Genomic DNA, 18,343 nt, shown 5'->3' with positions numbered 1-18,343 from the left:
CGGGCAAAAAATACGTTTATTCTCTTCCAACATTGAAATATATTTTGTTACTTTGCAATAAATATTATCATACTTAAGAAAAATCTTCTATGATGCAACAAAAGCTCAAATTAGCACTTCTTGCCCTTTGTTATGCGTCGTTAACCTTTGCTCAAAACGACAAGACAAAGACCAACAAGAATCCTATGATGGATGAGTCGGCATTTACTTTTACGGAAGCACAATTGGGTGAAGATGAAAACATGACCCAAAATGTGATGATTCTCAACTCAAGCACCAATGCTTATGTCTCAGGAGTAGGCTATCGATTCTCACCCGTACGTTTTCGCTATCGTGCCTTATCACAAGAGTATAACGACGTATATATCAACGGTGTACCGATGAACGACATGGAGAGTGGGCAGTTTAGATATTCCATGATAGGCGGACTGAACCAGCAAACCCGCAACGTTGACTTTGCACTGCCTTTTGAAAGCAACAGCTTTGCCATGAATGCATTGGCTGGCAGCTACAATTATGACTTCCGTGCAGGGAGCATGGCAGCAGGAAATAGACTGTCGTTAGGAGCTGCCAACCGCAGTTACTCGGCACGTGGCATGTACACTTATGCCTCTGGATTCAATGCCAACGGTTGGGCAATAGCTGCCAACCTTACTTATCGCTGGGCGAACAAAGGATATGTAGAAGGTACATTTTATAACTCGCTTTCCTATTTCTTAGCGATACAAAAACGGTGGACGAATGGACATTCGCTGTCGCTCTCTACATGGGGCAACCCTACCGAGCGTGCATCGCAGGGCGCATCCACAGACGAAGTCTACTGGTTGGCTAACAATTACCTCTACAATCCCTATTGGGGCTACCAAAATGGAAAGATAAGAAACTCACGAGTAGTGAACGATTTTGCTCCATCTGCCCTTCTCACGTGGGACTGGGATATTGCTAAAGACACGAAACTCACCACATCGCTCTTTGGTAAATATAGCAAATATAAGAGCACGAAACTGAACTATAACAACGCAGAGAACCCACAACCCGACTATTGGAAAAATCTTCCCAGTAGCTATTATGAGGTTTGGGGCGATGAAGCCAACCGCAATGCTAAAAGTCATGCAGCTTTCTTAGAATGGAATGAGGCGTACAACTACTGGACAGCCGCAAAAGAAAACCGCCAAGTGAAATGGGACCGATTGTACTGGGCAAATCAACAAGCAGCCAAGACAGGCAGTGACGCGCTGTATTATGTGCAAGCCAAGCACAATGACAACTTTGTGATGAATTTAGCGTCAACGCTTACCACAAAATTAAGTAAGAACCAGACATGGAACATTGGGGCTGTATTAGGTCGAAATCAAGGTGGGCATTATCAGACAATGGAAGATTTGTTGGGTGCCAATAGTTTCCACAACATCAACACTTATGCCGTAGGCTATTATCCTAAAAGTAGCGATGCCGTGCAATACGACCTTAACACAATGGGAGCAGATAGGACAGGACGTTTGGTAGGCAAAGGCGACAAGTTTGGCTACGATTACGATATCCTGATTCACAAAGCACTTGTTTGGTCCAATTACTTAGCCAATATGGGTCGCTTTCATCTCATGGTTGCAGGAAAAGTAGGCGACACAGACATGCAACGCCAAGGCTATATGCGCAACGGATTGTTCCCAGAAAATTCGTATGGCAAGAGTGGACACGCCAAATTCTTAGACGGTGGCGGCAAAGCCAGTATCACATGGGATGCTGGACTGGGCAACATTGTATCTGTAGGAGCAGGATATGAGTGGCGCGCTCCAACGGCACGCACAGCCTTTGCATCGCCCGAAATGAACAACGACTTTGTGTTGAATCTCAAGAATCAACAAGTTTTCAGTAGTGAGTTGGGTTATCAATACCAAAATGCATGGGTACACGCCAACATCAACGCCTACTACAATAGGATGAATCATGTTACCGAATGGCAAAACTTCTATTTGGATGACATCAATTCCTTCTCTTATGTTTCGATGACTGGCATTGAAAAAGAGGCGTACGGTGTAGAATTGGGGGCACGCTTTAAGCTCGCATCTTATTTAGATCTTACCACACTCGGCACATGGAGTGAAGCTAAAAACATCAATAATGCCAAGGTGCGCTACCTCAACTCAACAGAAGCGAAATACGTGGACGAGACTGTGTACAACAAAGGTATGCGCGAAGGAGGAACACCGCTTACTGCTGCAAGTCTTGGATTGAGTTTCCATCAAGGCGGATGGTTTGTAGATTTGAACGGAAATTATTACGATCGCATCTATTTATTCTATTCTCCAAGCTATCGGTATGAGAGTACGCTACGTGTTAGGAATAGTATTGATAATGAAGGAAATTACATCGTACCCGAACAAGCCAAAGGCAAAGGCGGTTTCATGTTGGACGGTAGCATTGGTAAGAGCATCCGATTGAAGAAAGGACAGCTGAACTTGAACCTCATGGTAACCAACCTTCTCAACAATCAACGCATCGTAACGGGAGGCTATGAACAAAGTCGAAGCGACTACACAGTGAAGGATGATGGGACGATAAATCCACGTACATACAAGTTTCCACGCAATCCGAAGAAATATTATGCTTACGGCATCAACGGAATGTTCCAAATATCTTACAGATTCTAATAAATCTCAACGACATGAAGAAAATAAAATATATAGTCATTGCACTTGCTTGTGTATGCCTGAGTGGTTGCATGGCTGACGATTACGATGCACCGCAGTTGAACCAGTCGCCCTACGGCAACAATGAACTCACAGAAACGAAGGTGCTAAACATTGCCCAATTGAAACAGCAATACCAAGGAGTAATTGCCGCAAGTGGCTTAGAAGAAATTACAGAAGACATCCAAATCAAGGGTTGGATAACTGGAAATGACGTGGAAGGTAACATCTACAATCAGTTTGCAATGCAAGACGAAACGGGTGCTATACTTATCTCTGTAGCTCAAGGTGGCCTCTACGGTTACCTTCCTGTTGGTCAAGAGGTGCTGATATCACTCAAAGGACTCATCATAGGAGGATATGGCAGTCAGGCACAAGTAGGAGGTATATACATCAATAAGCGTGACGGTTCACAACAAGTGGGACGCATGAATAGGTTTGTGTGGATGAGGCATTTCAAATTATTGGGCACACCTCAACCTGAAAAAGTGAAACCTACTGTCTTTGACCAAAGTAAGATAAGCAATCAGCAATATTTAACAAACAACAGTGGCATGCTGATGACGCTAAAGAATGTGCAGTTAGAAGGAGCCAACGGCAAAGCTGTATTTGCCCCAAAGGACGGGAGCATCGCCCTTATTGCTAATGCAGCCAACCGCACACTGAAGGGTATCAATAGCAGAACAATGGTGGTGCGTACCAGCACCTTTGCAGATTTTGCAAATCAACCCATGCCCACAGGAGCGGTAGACATTACAGGCATCTTTACAAGATTCCGCAATACATGGCAAATCTTATTGCGCTCGGCTGATGACATCAAGCCCGCAGAATAGGACAACATGAAATGTACGGGCACAAGAAATAGCCCACAGACAAAATAAGCTTACACCATCAATCCATTATGAACCATAATACAAAAGACATAAAGATGAAAAAGTTACTTTATTCTCTCGCTGCTATCGTTTTCACAGCATTCACATTGAGCAGCTGCGAAGACGTACCAGCACCCTACGAGTTACCAGAGGACAACAACGGAAGCAATGAAGAAACCCCTGGCGAGTACCTCCATGAAGCTTTCGCAACAAGTATAGGGAAATTTAAAGTCATCACCCAAATGGGTACGCCATGGAAAATAGACTTCAAAACTGCCAAGGCTTCGGGCTACGATAACAGCAGTAAGACGAATACACCCTCGGAGAGTTACCTGATTTCGCCTGAAATCAATCTATCGAAATCAAAAGGTGCCTACCTCAAGTTTGAATATATCATCCAGTATATGAGCAGAGACGGAGTCGACAAAGTACTGATTACTTCGAACTACACGGGCGACCCTACAAAAACAGAATGGGAAGACATCACTGGAAAACTGACACAAGGGACAGATTGGACCACTTTCGCTACCTACGCAAAGAATCTTCCAGCTGCCTATATCGGAAAGGATAAGGTGCGTATTGCCTTCTATTATTCGGCAACGGATAAAGGTTCACGTACATGGGAAGTGAAGAATGTTACGGTAAAAGAAGGGGAAGTAACAGAAAACCCAGAAACGCCAGACGAGCCAAAGCCTGATGTACTGAAACCTGTGAATGGCACCTATATCAACGAGTCGTTTGCCACTTCTTTTGGAGTCTTCAATTCCATTAAAGCAAAAGGATTACCTTGGATTATTGACTTCAAGACAGCAAAAGCGACAGGCTATGACAATGGCAGTAAGAAAACAACCCCATCAGAGGCTTACATCGTATCCAAACCCATGGACATGACTGCAAGCAAAGGTGCACATGTTTCGTTTGAATACATACTACGTTATGCCACGTTCAATGGAAAGCCTAAAGAGGGCGTAGCCAACCAAGTACTGGTGACCGATGAATACACAGGAGACCCGCTCACCACCAAATGGACAGACATCACTGGAACATTGAAGGAGGGAACAGATTGGACAACATTCTATAAGTTTTCAGCCAACTTACCGAAAGAAATGCAAGGCAAAGGAAAGGTAGTGATTGCCCTCAAATACACTTGCAACGCCAATTCTGCCACTTGGGAGGTGAAAAATCTCACGGTAAAAGAAGGTACCGAGTCTGAAGGTGGTACACCTGACGAGCCCTCTGTTACACCAGACGCAGGAGAAAGCATTACTATTCAGGCAGCTAACATGAAATTTGAGGACAAGAAGCCAGCAACTTCGTACACCTATACCGATGGAACCGTAATTACATTCGGTCAAGGCGAGGGCACTACCCCACCAGCCTACTATGGTCCAAAATATGCTGCTGTGCGACTGTATGCAAAGAACACCATGATTATCAAAGCCAAGAAAACAATCGTGTCGGTTAGCATCAAAACGACAGACGGATTCGGTGGCAAGTTGTATAATGGCAACGACAAAGCCTATATGCTTAATGGAACAACACAAGTGCCTACCAAGAAAGTTAGCGATACGAACGTTAAATTTGAACCATTGAGCAACTCAACAGTTACATTGATAAATGATTTTACAGAAAACAAGGGAGGTACACAGTTGCGCATCAGTGCCATCACCATTACATACGCGAAATAAAAAACTGCAAAGATAATTTGGTGGGATGCAAAATTCTTTGTACTTTTGCAGCCCATATAGCTTAGTTAATTCAATTATATTCAATAAGAAATCAAAATGAAAAAAGGAATTCATCCAGAAAACTATCGCCCCGTCGTATTCAAAGATATGTCCAACGGCGATATGTTCCTTACAAAGTCTACATGCAAGAGTAACGAGACAGTAGAATTTGAAGGCGAAACTTACCCAGTGGTAAAAGTAGAAATCTCAAGCAGCTCGCACCCATTCTATACCGGTAAGAGCAAACTTGTTGACACGGCAGGTCGCGTAGACCGCTTCATGAACCGTTACGGTAAGATTCAGAAATAAGATACAAAACTTTTTTTTGACGACAAGAAAGTGCGTTCGGGCGTAGTTGCATATACGGTCGGTCGCACTTTTTTCATTCCACCACACGCCGATGAACAAATTCAACCATTTCCTCTTCCCACTCTTCGCCATCCTCGCACTGGCATCATGCAGTGACGACAATGGTTCAAAAGAGTCTGCTGAAGCCAACGTCAACGCCAATCAATATAACGGCATGTCCACCGTTGGCAACCCCATGATGCCTCCTGAGGTCAGTCGTTTGGAGTTCCCAAAAGTGAAAGGAGGCAGCAGCATGATCATCGTGCACAAGGCACTGCTCAACAAACGCACAGGCGAGCGTGGCGTGAACTTTTGCACCGAGTGGGACACCAGCAAGAAATCACTACGCTGGAGCTGCTACCAGATGTACCGAGGCGTTAGCGAAGCCCACACCAGCCGCTACCGATCGGATACCAACCAATATCCACGCGACGAGAATATTCCCTCGACCTATCAGTTTGACAGAGATCCGTTCTGGCGTACGGGCTATGACCACGGCCACATCTGTCCCTCGGCCGACCGTCTGGGGTCAAGAGAAGCCAACATCCAAACCTTTTATCTCTCCAACATGATGCCACAAGTACACGCCTTCAATGATGGAGTTTGGAAGAACATGGAAGCACAAATAAGATCGTGGAATCAAGACAGTTTTCGTGACACCTTGTACGTCTGCAAAGGTGGAACGATAGACAATCGCAGCCAAATACTGACCACCCTCGGTCAAGGGCTCATCGTACCCAAATACTTTTTCATGGCCGTGTTGTGCAAGAACAAGATGGGTTACAAGGCTCTAGGCTTCTGGGTGGAACACGAGGCCAACGGTGACACGTCGCTCGGCAAATACGTCGTCAACATCCACGAACTGGAACAGAAGACCGGCATCGACTTTTTCTGCAACCTACCCGACGCTATCGAACGCCGAGTAGAAACATTACCGGTAGAGAAAGTGCAACGAGCCTGGGGGTTGCCCTAATCATCAGCGACGGCAACCGACCCCGGCTCAACTTCATCACTCCTCAAAATCCATCGTCACCTTCTTGGCATAAGTGTAGCGCTTGTAGGCAAACTCATCCGACTCGCCATCGCCAACCATCACACCAGAGAACGTGTGATCATCGAGTTTCATGTCGTCATAATCAATGATCATCTGGAATTTCTTCCCATTTTCACCATCATAGGTAATAATGATGTCACCTGAGCGAGAATCGATTGCCCAAGAGAACGTTCTATCGTAAGCCACTTCCCCATTGAAATAATCCACCTGACGGCCACGACCACTGCGCGAGTTGGAATCGTACATATCAAATTCTATGTCGGTGTCGTACACCTCTTCCCGCAACTGTCCATTTTGAACTCTAAAGCGAGCAGCCGTCTTTCCCGTCCAATGTCCACGCAGGGTCTGTGCCATCTCATACAGCACGTCCTGAGAGTTATCGTAAGGGTCTTCATAATAATAATCATTGTCGTCGCTACATGAGGTAACGCTGATCGTGAAGAGTGCCATAAACACGATAGGTAATAATTTCATCATCTTTTTCATCGTCGTATATTTTAAAGTTTCATAATTTTATCTATTGCAAAAATACACAATAGATTCAGTATATCCAAAGATGTTTTCACTATTGCTGCGTAGGGTTTTTCCTACCTTGTTGGGGAAAATACCTGTATATTCCCCATCGCCTACCTCTAAATCATAGCGGCAGCATGTTGAAAAGACGGCTCAATTCACACGGCACTTTCAAGAAAAAAAGGCGCTTATTGTTTCTAAACAAACGGAACGTTTTATCAGTGATATCTCGTATGGCACAACGTTTTTTTAACACAAATGCTGGGCGTTTTTTCAATCAACTTACTCTGCGGGTGAAAATAAGCTCATTATGGGCAAGTTTGATTATCTATTTGATTATTAGCACCTTATATGATTTTGAAACCTAAATCGAAATCAAAAAGTATCGTGTTTGGGACAAAAATTCCTTTTTTGGTGCAAAAAAGACCTCCAATAGGATGTAAATTGTAGCATAAGATAATTATAAAAATATATCTATCTGAAAATAAAGAAGTTACATTGTTAGTGAAACTAAACAGGTAACGATTTGGAAACGAGCGAGCTACTTGGCTTCGCTGTTTTCTGCCTAACAAAGAACGCTTGTTATTCCGTTTGCAAAGATAATACTTTGTTACCGAATAACAAGCGTTTTTGATGAGATATTCTTTATTCTGCACTTTTTGTATGCTGCTATGTTTATATTCCCCTTCCACGTTTCTTCTTTCTGTTAGCTTGGTATCTGAGTTTGCGCTGCCATGCAGCTTCGGTTAAGTCATAGCCTAGTGTACTTGGTGTAATCAAATCGCCTAACCCTTCCACAACTTCATCGGCTGCGCTAACGATGGTGTCTGCCACTGTACTAATAGGACTCTGCACTTGTGGTGTGTCATTGTCTCGTGAAATTGAGGAGCGGCTTGGAGGTACAAGTTGGTAGCCTGTATCAGATTGTTCTCTCTTTTCTGTCGGCTCTTGTACTGTTAGATGTGGTTTCCTTGATTCTTCCTTGTTGGTTGTTTCAAAGTTCTTCTGCAAGGAATGGTAGCCGAACTCCCTGCCGATTTCGGAAGCCTTGAAGGATTGCCCTGCGTATGAGAACTTCAAGCCATATACCTTGCCCTGCTTGTTCTTCATACGCTCTATGGTAATGCCGTTTTTGTTCAATTCATAAAGGAACATGGAATGCCCCTTGACGCCTGTTCCTTTGTACTTGTCAAGCAAGGTGTAGCAAATCTTCTGCACCTGCTGCTTTGTTTGCTCTCTTGTAGGGCTGGCTTTTTCCTTTTGGTGTTTCCTTTCTGCCTTGACCTCTTTTGCAATGGTCAAGCCTTTCTCCCTGCTGATTTCCTCTGCCACCCTTGCAGCCCTATTGCTCACAAAGGTGGTATCATAGACTTCTCCATACAGACTGATACGGTTAGCAATTATGTGAATGTGTCTATTATCGGTGTCCTTGTGCGTTACTGCCACCCATTGGTGGTTGTCAAGTCCCATTCGCTTGGCAAACAAATGTGCTATCCACATATATTCGGACACAGACAGCTTTTTCCTGACTTCGTCACTCAAAAAACATGTATTTTATAACTGGTTGATAAACACTATTTTGTATCTTTGTGTCATCTAATATTGGGTGACACGAAAGATATTTTAACTATGTTTGTCCGCAAAAGAAATATCCATCTGGCAATATCGGAGTTATCGTTGTTGAGAAAATTGGAGGCAAAATGAAGGAACTTGCCACAATTGGAGTAGCCTATAATGAAGGTGAGGTTGAAAATCTTGTCATTGAAGCAAAAGAATGGATTTCCAGAGAGAATTCACGCCGCCAGCCCCAGCTTGATCTATTCGGCGAGGAACGTGAGGCCTGTGACCATGAGCGTGAAGAAGTCCGCCGTGTCCTGTCCAATGTCAGCAATATCTTTCTCAACGGATGCGACTTGATATTAGACCGCACGTTTGACAGGATTGGTTTCAATCGGATTGACGATGATGTATTCCGCAAGCTTGTTAAGGCTCGTTTGGCATATCCAACAAGCAAAGCTGCCACGGTGGAATACCTTAAAAACCACTTTGACGAAGATATGGATCTCTCAAAAATCTATCGCTATCTTGACAAGCTTAGCGACCATCAGCACGAAATCGTACAGGACATAAGCGTGCAACATACAGCTAAACTGTTCGGTGGAAATATCGGTGTGTTATTCTATGATGTTACCACACTTTACTTTGAAGCGGATTATGAGGACGAATTACGCAAGACAGGTTTCTCGAAAGAGGGACGTCACAGTAATCCTCAAATCATACTTGGACTGCTTGTCAGCCTTGGTGGCTATCCGCTTGCCTATTGCATCCATGAAGGCAACAAATATGAGGGTCATACGATGCTGCCGACGATAAACGAGTTTGTAAGCAAATACGGATTGGAAAACTTCGTTGTAGTGGCAGATTCTGGTCTGATGAACAATGCCAACATAGCGGAACTTGAATCGCACGGCTACAAGTATATAATAGGTGCGAAGATAAAGAATGAAAGTCAAGAGGTCAAGAACTGGATACTGGAACAGCCCAAGCGCGACTGCCAGATGGTTGAATATGACAAAGGAGGCGGACGTCGTCTCTTGGTCGGCTATACAGATGACCGTGCTAAGAAAGATGCCTATAACCGGGAAAAGGGAATACGCAGGTTGGAAAAGGCTTACAAGCATGGTGCGCTCACGAAAGGCAACATCAACAAGAGAGGTTACAATAAGTTCTTATCCATGGATGGTGAAGTGAAAGTCGCCATCAATTATGACCGTGTTGCCGACGACTCCAAATGGGACGGCCTAAAGGGATATCTCACCAATACGGATATACCAATACAGGACATATACACGGCCACTACTGTCCACGAAAATCTTTTAATAATCTCTTGAAACGCCTATAAATACAAGCTTGTAGGAGATAAAATAGACTCCCTACTTTTGAAAAGAGTATCTTTGCCACAAATTACAATTTGAAAGCAGATACTTATGAACAAAGGTCGATACGTATTTTCACAGCTGTGCGACTTTCTGCCGACAGACCATTTCAAATGGTTGATAAAAAAGTATGAAGGTAATAAATATGTGAAGAGTTTCACTTGTTGGAATCATCTGATGGTTCTTCTATTTGGTCAGTTGTCTAATCGTGAGGGATTACGAGACCTTATTGTAACCATCACTCCGTTCAAGTCAGCGTTCCACCATCTTGGTTTTGGAAAGAATGTCAGTAGAAGCAATTTGAGCAAGGCCAATGAAATACGCGAAGTCAAGATATTCCAAGAGTTTGCAGACAAGATGGTTTCCATAGCAAGAGAGAAACGAGGAGTCGTCAAGGACTTCTTCATATCGAACAATGTCTATGCGTTTGACTCCTCAACAATATCATTGTGCCTTTCTGTATACTGGTGGACTAAACTGCATCATGGGAAAGGAGGAGTGAAATTGCATGAACTGTATGACGTGAAGACAGACATTCCGACATTTTCTGTCATTACAGACGCTTCAGTTCACGATTCTCAAGTGATGGAGCTAATTCCCTATGAGAAAGAGAGTTTCTATATATTTGACAGAGCGTATATGGCAACTAGGAAACTTTATATAATAGAAGGAGCAGAAGCTTACTTTGTCGTGAGAGAGAAGCATAAAATGCCGTTTGAGGTCATAGAGGATAAAGAATACAACAACCCTTCATCTGGAATTATGGCTGACCAAATTATACGTTTCAAGGGATACAAGACTAAGAAGCAATATCCAAATAAACTTCGACGAGTGGTATTCTATGACTATGATGGTAATAGGACATTTGTATTTTACACGAACAATTTTGAAATTACAGCGGAACAGGTTGCTATGCTTTACAAATACAGATGGAGAGTAGAACTGTTCTTCAAATGGCTGAAGCAACATCTGCGCATCAAAGAGTTTTATGGAACCTCGGAGAATGCTGTAAAAATACAAATCTATGCAGCTATCATTGCATATTGTCTTGTCGTTATCGTACAAGAATGTATGGGGCTAAAGCTTCAAACCTATGATGTTCTAAGAATTTTAAGCACGGCATTGTTGACAAAAATGCCATTGTGTGACTTGCTCATTGAACAGAAAGAGGAAGAATTTACTGAAGGAAAAAACCTGCAGCTCTGCCTCAATTTTGATGGGTAACTATCAATTTGTTACTTTTTGAAATGTTAAAGGGTTTTCGTGGACAGTAGTGATACACGGCATATCACAACCTTTGGCATGTGGAACGAGCCTTCCGCATAGCCAAATCAAAGATAGAGATACGTCCCATGTTTCACTTTACGCGCAAACGAATCGAGGCTCATATATGCATCTGCTTCGTGGCTTTGAAAGTATACAAGGAATTGGAGCGTATGTTGAAAGTCTCAGAGATTAAGATGAGCATAGACAAGGTGCTTGCATTGGCAAAGACCATTACAACGATACAAATCAAGCTACCTCTGAACAAGGAGGTTTATACGCAGACTATGCTGATGGCAAGACATCAGAGAATAGCTAAACTCTTTGACGAAGATTTTTGGGTGACACGATGACGAAGTCAGGAATGCCCCTTGACGCCTGTTCCTTTGTACTTGTCAAGCAAGGTGTAGCAAATCTTCTGCACCTGCTGCTTTGTTTGCTCTCTTGTAGGGCTGGCTTTTTCCTTTTGGTGTTTCCTTTCTGCCTTGACCTCTTTTGCAATGGTCAAGCCTTTCTCCCTGCTGATTTCCTCTGCCACCCTTGCAGCCCTATTGCTCACAAAGGTGGTATCATAGACTTCTCCATACAGACTGATACGGTTAGCAATTATGTGAATGTGTCTATTATCGGTGTCCTTGTGCGTTACTGCCACCCATTGGTGGTTGTCAAGTCCCATTCGCTTGGCAAACAAATGTGCTATCCACATATATTCGGACACAGACAGCTTTTTCTCGTCCTGCGGTGCGATGCCGATTTCGATACGGAGAAACTTGTTCCTGCAACGGCTGTTGTAATCGCTGACTACTTTCATTTCCTCATAGATTGTCTTTGGATCTCTGCTGCAAAGATTGTGGAATGCAAGCCGACTACCGAGTTTGCCTTCCCTGAAAATATAGTCCAAAGCTGTGCTTCCGTGCGCTATCGCCTTGCATTTACCTATCATTTCTTGTTAGATTTAAGACCTTATATACCTCATCATCCACACGAAAATGCGGGTCGTAAAACCGCTTAAATGCCTCTTTGGCACATAGCGAAAGGTTCTTGGTGATATGTAGCCAATCCTCGTCCTTGAGCTTGATGAGATTGGAAACCTGCCCGTAGAACCTTCCTGTATGTTGAAGAATGGCAATGGCTTCCCTCTCATTGTCTGTCATCTTGGGAACAGCTGTTACTTCTCCGTTAAGGAGTATCTCACGGCAGTACTCTGAGAACTTCCGCCCTGTACTTTCCGCTTTTGACTTGATACGATGCTTCTCCTCTAAGGTGCATCTTATCTTGATGAACTCTGTCTTGTTCATCCGCTGTTCTTCCTTATCCTTTGACTGCCATCGGGCAGCTTTTCCTTGTATCTATTCATATAAGTTTCCTTTAAGAGTTAATCATTATAGATGATTTGTTGTTGCTTAATTTCTGAATGCTGACCGATGAGAACGTAGTGATTACGGTCTAATCTCCCCGACAGTCTGACGAGGGAGCAAGAGCAGTTTGTGGGTACAAACTGACGTCTTGCATTATCAGCTAACGAAACGTTTACGCACAAGGCGTTTTGCTGCTTGAAAGTGAATGCTGTGCATTCCGTGTTTAACTGTGTTCGTGGTGTTCTCATCATTCAGTATGTTTGACAAATTTCTGTTGCTATGTTCTCTAAAAAAGGATTGAGAGTTTTGAGTGGAATAATAGCCCCTTTTCCCAAAAGTCCTCGACCCTTTTCCTGTGATTTATAATCTCCTCCATTTATCTATGTCCTCACCGTACTCTTCCAAATGGAGACGCACGATGTTCTCCACGAAACTTGAAAGGTTGCTGCCCCTGTCGCCTAACCTGCGCACGATGAAGTCGGCATGCTCCTGCGTTTCTCGGCTCAGATAGACCGCCTTTCGGTTGCACAGTTTGGTTGGCACAAGATAGGCTTGCTTGTAGGCTTCGAGTGTTTTCTTCCTCATTTTGGAGCTGATGCGTCTTTGAACAGCCATATTCTCAGTATGCCGTGTATGCTCGGATTTCCCAGAAGTGATATCCGCTTCTCCTTGAGTAACACTGTCCTCATTTATTTCTACGTCCGTTGTTATTTCCTCCACAGGAACGGGTTGTGCTTCCGTCTGTGGGATTACCTCATTGTCCATTTTATCATCTTGGCATTCCAAGAACCATGAAAGGTCTTTGTCATTCATCATTGTTTTCTTTTTCATTTCTCTATCTCATTTTATGTTTGACTTGTTTTGATTTATTGCTTTGATTTTGTTCTGTAACCGACATGTGTGCCTGTATCTGCTCTTTATGATTCTGTCGCTCACGGACACGACTGACATGAAAATCGTTGAGATCCTTGAAGTCTTTGTAATGTATGTTCATGTCCTCAACATGGAAACCTGCCTTTATGAAATCTTGAACAGCCCTCCGCCCTGCATCGTCATTATCAAGGAAGGTACGAATGGAAGATATTCCCTGCGCATTCATATACCGAATTGCTTTGGCGGTATTGCTCACGGAGTTTAGCACAAGGCAGGCACTTGTTACTTCTTCTTTCATTGAAAGAAAAGAAAGAAAATCCATAAATCCCTCGAACACACAAGTTGGCTGTATTTGGTTTATTATCTTGTCGGTGAATATAGGAGTAATGTCCTTCGGAGCTATCGTTCCCTTGAACGTGCCATTGTCCCGAAGTTCATGCCCTCCTGATTGATTGGCAAAGCCGATGGATTGATAGCGCCTGCCCCTTACCTCATAGCTGATACATTTAAGGAAAGGCTTTGCCTTTTCCAAATCAATGCAGCGTACCTTTGTAAGATACTCCTGCAAATGTGGCGGTAGGGTGTCTGATATACTTATCAGTTTCCTTGTCTCGTTTGCAGCCATCGTTGGTTGGAGATTGTTTTGTGAGAAGTCTTTGTGAGAACTATATACTGTATTATCGGGAGCGTTCTGCCCCAAGTGATGGATGGCTTCCGATAGCGTGCAGCCCTCCATACGCATACAGAGGTCGATGATACTTCCACCCTTACCTTCGCCATAATCTATCCAAAGGTTCTTCTCTGTGTCCACCTTAAAACTCGGATGCGTTTCCTCCCTGAGCGGTGAACAATACAGGGCATAGACTGCAGTCCTACGTACAGGCTTGATGCCTTTCCTTTCGAGATACTCCACGATGGGATATCGCTTGATAAGTGATAAATCTTCTTCTTTCATTGCTTGAATAATTTAAGTGATTGAGTTATAATCGATTGTCTGAATTATAATCGATTGTCTGAATTATATTTGATTGCATTTGAATGAATTTCCCTTTTCCTAAGTCTTTCCCCTCCAAACTTTTTCATCTTTCTTCTTACTACAAACTACTCTACTCTAAGTTGTTGTTAATCAGTTATATATTATGATTTTGAAGAAACTACACATCCAACTACATTTGCCTACTACACATAGTTTATGGCATCTGACTGCTGCAACTATTCAGCAAAGGACACGGCAGAATCTTCCTTACCTTATACACATAGATGGGGCTGCCACCGTCACGCCTTCGGCTTACTTTCTCAAAGCCTGCCTTCCTAAGGGCTTCGCCCATGTGCTTTAAGGACAAGGGATGATGCGTATAGTAGCCTAAGTAGGTGATTATCTCGGTGGTGGTCATATAGGTACAATAGGGATTATCCTCCGTTGGCTTCTCAAAGCAGCGTAGCAGTAGTTCCATTTCTGCGGTCTGCACTTGGAAATCCTCACTCTCTTTGTAAAGCTCTGCTATCTCATTATCGTCAAACCAATAGCGGAAACCAGATTTTAACAGGGCTTTTGCTTCGGTATAGACACTATCCATTGAGATTGCCTTTGCTCGTTCTATGTCAATAGACAATACTTCAAAGGGCAGAAACCGCCTGCTGCCTGTGGGGTCGGTAAGGAAATCGTTACCGTTCACCGATGCAACAAAACTCGCCAAGTGGGGATGTTCCTCCACATACTTGTCGTAGGGCATACGGTACTTGACCATCGGGCAGGTGATGAGATTTTTCAGCTCGTTCTCGTCACGCTTGTTGAGGGCTTTGAGCTGGTCATCAATGTTTACGATGAGATTTTGCCCTATATAGGTAAGCGTGTCCTTCTCCTGCGGATATATCTTGCCCGTATAGCTGTAACCGTGAAGAGCCGGAGGACAGAGCAAGTCAAGGAATGTTGTCTTGAACTTGCCCTGCTCACCTGTCAGCACGAGGCAAGTGTGGTTACGACATTCACGGTCGTCCATGGCGTTGGCAACCGTTGCCACGAGCCATTTGGTAAGGTATGGCAGCCACTTGTCAGAGTTGCGAACAACTACGCAACTTGCCAATTCGGGAATAACTTTCAGCGCAAAGGGAGAACTACTGCTTATATCCACCGATGGCAACCTTTTAAAATACTCCTGTATGGGATTGACACGTGGAGAGAAGCTGCTCTCGATGATGGAGTACAGATTATCCGAGGAGGTTGTTATACTGATGTCGTTGTCTATCTCCCTGCGGAGCGTATTGATTTCATAGCGACCCACCTTGACAAAATCGCAATCAGATTTTCTACGGTATTCGGTTCGTCCCAATACCGTATTGTATCTAAACTCATAATGCTTGGAGAGATAGGCTTCTATCTCTGAGTTCTTAGAGGAAGCCTTTCTCGGTCTGGCCATGTTGTTCCCGCCTCCGAATTGCCTTTATCTGCGCTTGTTTTCATTATATGCCTGTTTTTGTTTCCGGAGTGAAGTTATGAAGAGAATGGGAAAGTTCCAAGCATTCGGGGAGTGCTTGCATGATGTTGCGTTCATTCGCAATAAAGTTCGCACGGATTTTTGAGGAGACAGGAAAAGAAATGACTGATTGAAGCCCAAATTAAGTCAAAACAGATGATAAAATAACAAGAAAAGGCAGAGGCAGGAATGTACCTTTTGCGCATGTATGCGGTATTCTGCACCGATATTGCAAACAATAGTATCAGCACAGAAAAAGGTAGCGTTTGTTTACACCAAGAGTGCTACAAGGTGCCACTTGAACGAAGAATGATTGAATAGGACATACACGGACATGAATTGTCCTATTTTTGCACTAAACTAACGGTGAAAGAAGAAAACAGGGTAATAATGCGCAAACGGCTGCCGATAAAATGCGTTAACTTTTCCTTCAACTTCCCGATATTTCCCTGCTGTTCCCTACTGCTTTGAAGTGTGACAAACTCATCATACTTTTGTAGGCATAAACGTGCGGTGAAACGCAGAACAGGCAAAGATATTGTCAATACCAATAAGATAGAATTACAAACAAAATAACAATAAAACTATGGGATATTTTATCATTACGGATTCAAACTGGGCAAAGTTGAGGAATGAGATACTCTGTCTTGCCGAGACCTGCCACAAGGCTTTAGGAGAACAGAGCAAGCATACCGATTGGCTGCACAACGGGGATGCATGTAAGTTGCTAAACATCAGTAAGCGTACCTTACAGCATTACCGTGATACGGGCGTGTTGCCCTTTGCCCAAATTGGGCATAAGTGCTACTACAAGCGTGAGGACGTGGAGTGGCTGCTGCAGACTAAATCGGAGAAGCCTAAAACAGTTAAATCTAAGAATAACACATAAAACAAGATGACAATGGAGTCAATAAAGGACTTGAATATGGAAGCGAATGATATGCAGGTGGTGCTGTCAGCACTTGAAAGAGTGAACAGACGGATAAAGGAAGTGGCACAGACACACAAACCGCTATTTGGCGGTGAGCATTTCCTGACAGGCAAGGAGGTGTGCGAGCGGCTGTATATCAGCCCTCGTACCTTGCAGGACTATCGGGACAGGAGGATTATCCCCTACACACACTTTGCAGGAAAGATACTTTATAAGGAGTCGGATTTGGAGAAAATGTTGGATAATAATTATAAGGAATGCGAATAAAACCGCCTTCAATAGTTATAATTGGCATTAACACTTATTACAGGTAAAAAATGGAAATACAGAGAATAGTAGATTGATGTGAATAATTGATACAAATATTAGTAAAATAGCATAAATGTTCAAGTAAAAATCATTATAAATAGGTATTGTGTAAGACTTTTATTATTTATTTTGCACACAAAAAAAATAAGATTAAAACATTTATTACTTTTCTTAGTAGCATTGCCTAATTGCTTATTATGGGTGCTTGTAGTTCAGAAGATATTGTAGATCAAGGGGAAAAAACAACTTCCATTCTCCTGAAAGCACTTCTGCCGAAATTATGTCTTTTGAGAGTAAGGATGCCTTTAAGAAAGCACTTGAGAGTTATGATATTACAAAAGGAATTAAAACAAGATCCTCGCACTCTTTTTCATCTGCTGATGATATTTATAATGATTTTTCTGAAGGAAATACGAATATCGAACAGATAGGATTTCTTATTCCTGATGAAAAATTCAGACATTTCCTGAATAAAAACTTAGAAATTATTGTTAATGATACATTGTATCGTATAACGAAAGATGGAACATTCTTTACCCACTGCTCTAATAAGATAGAACTTGAGAATGCAGTTACCAAAGTGAAAGACTTTACTAATGTTGCAGAGGGATTAAAGAAATTAGGTAATGTAAAGTTGAAAGATACCTTCTGTAGATGGAACGATAGCCCTTCTAGTCCAATAGACAACGAACAATATTTCGATGAAGACTCTGATGATGTTGTCATACCTAACCAACCTACAACAAGGGCAGCAACTCGTCATGAACTTACGCGAGAAGATGTGCAAAATTTTCCGAAAGTAGGAGCAGTTAAAGTTCATATTATAGATAAGATAATTAGATTTTCTCCTAGTTACCTGAAACATATAAAAATCAGGTTCAATTCAAATTCACGCAGAAAACTATATGTTTCTTTATATCAATATGATTATGTATTTGGTGTGTCCATTGGTATTGACTGTAAAGTAATGAAAAAACTTTGACATGGTTTAAGCT

At 42.9% G+C, this 18,343-nt stretch carries 13 protein-coding genes and 5 pseudogenes; 11 read left to right on the top strand and 7 right to left on the bottom strand.

The genetic code is table 11. From position 1 onward, the window contains the following. Window positions 1-92: 92 nt before the first annotated feature. The 5 genes from NQ518_RS12995 (at window position 93) to NQ518_RS12975 (ending at window position 6,610) form a co-directional block, all read left to right on the top strand. Window positions 93-2,651: a TonB-dependent receptor gene (locus NQ518_RS12995; protein WP_227207705.1), complete on the top strand. Its 2,559-nt coding sequence runs from the start codon at window positions 93-95 to the stop codon at window positions 2,649-2,651. A 14-nt stretch (window positions 2,652-2,665) separates the two neighbouring features. Continuing rightward, on the top strand, window positions 2,666-3,523 hold the full coding sequence (locus tag NQ518_RS12990) for a DUF5689 domain-containing protein (RefSeq protein ID WP_227207699.1): 858 nt from the start codon (window positions 2,666-2,668) through the stop codon (window positions 3,521-3,523). A gap of 95 nt (window positions 3,524-3,618) precedes the next feature. Further along, window positions 3,619-5,250, top strand: a complete 1,632-nt coding sequence (locus NQ518_RS12985) for a choice-of-anchor J domain-containing protein (RefSeq protein WP_227207700.1) — start codon at window positions 3,619-3,621, stop codon at window positions 5,248-5,250. A 96-nt stretch (window positions 5,251-5,346) separates the two neighbouring features. Next, a complete protein-coding gene (locus NQ518_RS12980) occupies window positions 5,347-5,598 on the top strand; it encodes a type B 50S ribosomal protein L31 (RefSeq protein WP_004349399.1) in 252 nt (83 codons plus the stop codon). Between the two features lie 91 nt (window positions 5,599-5,689). Beyond that, window positions 5,690-6,610: a DNA/RNA non-specific endonuclease gene (locus NQ518_RS12975; protein WP_227207701.1), complete on the top strand. Its 921-nt coding sequence runs from the start codon at window positions 5,690-5,692 to the stop codon at window positions 6,608-6,610. Window positions 6,611-6,646: 36 nt separating this feature from the next. On the opposite strand, the gene NQ518_RS12970 is transcribed toward NQ518_RS12975, so the two are convergent. Both NQ518_RS12970 and NQ518_RS12965 read right to left on the bottom strand, forming a co-directional pair. Continuing rightward, window positions 6,647-7,168, bottom strand: a complete 522-nt coding sequence (locus NQ518_RS12970; RefSeq protein ID WP_227207702.1) for a hypothetical protein — start codon at window positions 7,166-7,168, stop codon at window positions 6,647-6,649. A gap of 711 nt (window positions 7,169-7,879) precedes the next feature. After that, window positions 7,880-8,731, bottom strand: a pseudogene (locus NQ518_RS12965) (relaxase/mobilization nuclease domain-containing protein); the annotation flags it as partial. 137 nt (window positions 8,732-8,868) lie between these two features. On the opposite strand from NQ518_RS12965, the pseudogene NQ518_RS12960 reads away from it, so the two are divergent. From NQ518_RS12960 to NQ518_RS12950, 3 genes and pseudogenes are all read left to right on the top strand, one after another. Then, window positions 8,869-10,059 (top strand): annotated as a pseudogene (locus NQ518_RS12960) (IS1634 family transposase); the annotation flags it as partial. Window positions 10,060-10,191: 132 nt separating this feature from the next. Beyond that, the gene (locus NQ518_RS12955) at window positions 10,192-11,364 is read left to right on the top strand and encodes an IS4 family transposase (protein ID WP_227208630.1); all 1,173 of its coding nucleotides are present in this window, start codon (window positions 10,192-10,194) and stop codon (window positions 11,362-11,364) included. 53 nt (window positions 11,365-11,417) lie between these two features. Next, window positions 11,418-11,756, top strand: a pseudogene (locus NQ518_RS12950) (IS1634 family transposase); the annotation flags it as partial. Window positions 11,757-11,764: 8 nt separating this feature from the next. Here NQ518_RS12950 and NQ518_RS12945 read toward each other — a convergent pair. The 5 genes and pseudogenes from NQ518_RS12945 to NQ518_RS12925 all read right to left on the bottom strand — a co-directional run. Then, window positions 11,765-12,346, bottom strand: a pseudogene (locus tag NQ518_RS12945) (relaxase/mobilization nuclease domain-containing protein); the annotation flags it as partial. After that, complete coding sequence (locus NQ518_RS12940; RefSeq protein WP_260107742.1) at window positions 12,336-12,701, bottom strand: plasmid mobilization protein; 366 nt, start codon at window positions 12,699-12,701, stop codon at window positions 12,336-12,338. The gene NQ518_RS12940 and the pseudogene NQ518_RS12945, both read right to left, overlap by 11 nt. A gap of 420 nt (window positions 12,702-13,121) precedes the next feature. Further along, window positions 13,122-13,592, bottom strand: coding sequence for a DUF3408 domain-containing protein (locus tag NQ518_RS12935; RefSeq protein ID WP_004344884.1), 471 nt, complete (start codon window positions 13,590-13,592; stop codon window positions 13,122-13,124). Between the two features lie 4 nt (window positions 13,593-13,596). Further along, entirely contained in the window at window positions 13,597-14,589 is a 993-nt protein-coding gene (locus NQ518_RS12930; protein WP_227960654.1) for a toprim domain-containing protein, read from the bottom strand. Between the two features lie 235 nt (window positions 14,590-14,824). Beyond that, window positions 14,825-16,172: pseudogene (locus NQ518_RS12925) on the bottom strand (virulence-associated E family protein). Window positions 16,173-16,694: 522 nt separating this feature from the next. On the opposite strand from NQ518_RS12925, the gene NQ518_RS12920 reads away from it, so the two are divergent. The 3 genes from NQ518_RS12920 to NQ518_RS12910 all read left to right on the top strand — a co-directional run bounded on the left by NQ518_RS12920 (window position 16,695) and on the right by NQ518_RS12910 (window position 18,330). Beyond that, window positions 16,695-16,997, top strand: a complete 303-nt coding sequence (locus NQ518_RS12920) for a helix-turn-helix domain-containing protein (protein ID WP_227960658.1) — start codon at window positions 16,695-16,697, stop codon at window positions 16,995-16,997. A 12-nt stretch (window positions 16,998-17,009) separates the two neighbouring features. Further along, entirely contained in the window at window positions 17,010-17,306 is a 297-nt protein-coding gene (locus tag NQ518_RS12915) for a helix-turn-helix domain-containing protein (protein WP_227960660.1), read from the top strand. Window positions 17,307-17,628: 322 nt separating this feature from the next. Continuing rightward, window positions 17,629-18,330 carry a hypothetical protein gene (locus tag NQ518_RS12910; protein ID WP_227960662.1) on the top strand — a complete coding sequence of 234 codons (702 nt, stop codon included), beginning with the start codon at window positions 17,629-17,631 and terminating at the stop codon, window positions 18,328-18,330. Window positions 18,331-18,343: the final 13 nt, after the last annotated feature.

This window comes from Hoylesella buccalis ATCC 35310, assembly GCF_025151385.1.
Taxonomy (GTDB): Bacteria; Bacteroidota; Bacteroidia; order Bacteroidales; family Bacteroidaceae; genus Prevotella; species Prevotella buccalis.
This window is presented reverse-complemented; position numbering and strand designations above follow the sequence as displayed.

Bases quoted from the DNA above. Each gene is read 5' to 3' on its own strand.
- NQ518_RS12995 (WP_227207705.1), top strand. From the start codon at position 93: ATGCAACAAAAGCTCAAATTAGCACTTCTTGCCCTTTGTTATGCGTCG.
- NQ518_RS12990 (WP_227207699.1), top strand. From the start codon at position 2,666: ATGAAGAAAATAAAATATATAGTCATTGCACTTGCTTGTGTATGCCTG.
- NQ518_RS12985 (WP_227207700.1), top strand. From the start codon at position 3,619: ATGAAAAAGTTACTTTATTCTCTCGCTGCTATCGTTTTCACAGCATTC.
- NQ518_RS12980 (WP_004349399.1), top strand. From the start codon at position 5,347: ATGAAAAAAGGAATTCATCCAGAAAACTATCGCCCCGTCGTATTCAAA.
- NQ518_RS12975 (WP_227207701.1), top strand. From the start codon at position 5,690: ATGAACAAATTCAACCATTTCCTCTTCCCACTCTTCGCCATCCTCGCA.
- NQ518_RS12970 (WP_227207702.1), bottom strand. From the start codon at position 7,168: ATGATGAAATTATTACCTATCGTGTTTATGGCACTCTTCACGATCAGC.
- NQ518_RS12955 (WP_227208630.1), top strand. From the start codon at position 10,192: ATGAACAAAGGTCGATACGTATTTTCACAGCTGTGCGACTTTCTGCCG.
- NQ518_RS12940 (WP_260107742.1), bottom strand. From the start codon at position 12,701: ATGAACAAGACAGAGTTCATCAAGATAAGATGCACCTTAGAGGAGAAG.
- NQ518_RS12935 (WP_004344884.1), bottom strand. From the start codon at position 13,592: ATGAAAAAGAAAACAATGATGAATGACAAAGACCTTTCATGGTTCTTG.
- NQ518_RS12930 (WP_227960654.1), bottom strand. From the start codon at position 14,589: ATGAAAGAAGAAGATTTATCACTTATCAAGCGATATCCCATCGTGGAG.
- NQ518_RS12920 (WP_227960658.1), top strand. From the start codon at position 16,695: ATGGGATATTTTATCATTACGGATTCAAACTGGGCAAAGTTGAGGAAT.
- NQ518_RS12915 (WP_227960660.1), top strand. From the start codon at position 17,010: ATGGAGTCAATAAAGGACTTGAATATGGAAGCGAATGATATGCAGGTG.
- NQ518_RS12910 (WP_227960662.1), top strand. From the start codon at position 17,629: ATGTCTTTTGAGAGTAAGGATGCCTTTAAGAAAGCACTTGAGAGTTAT.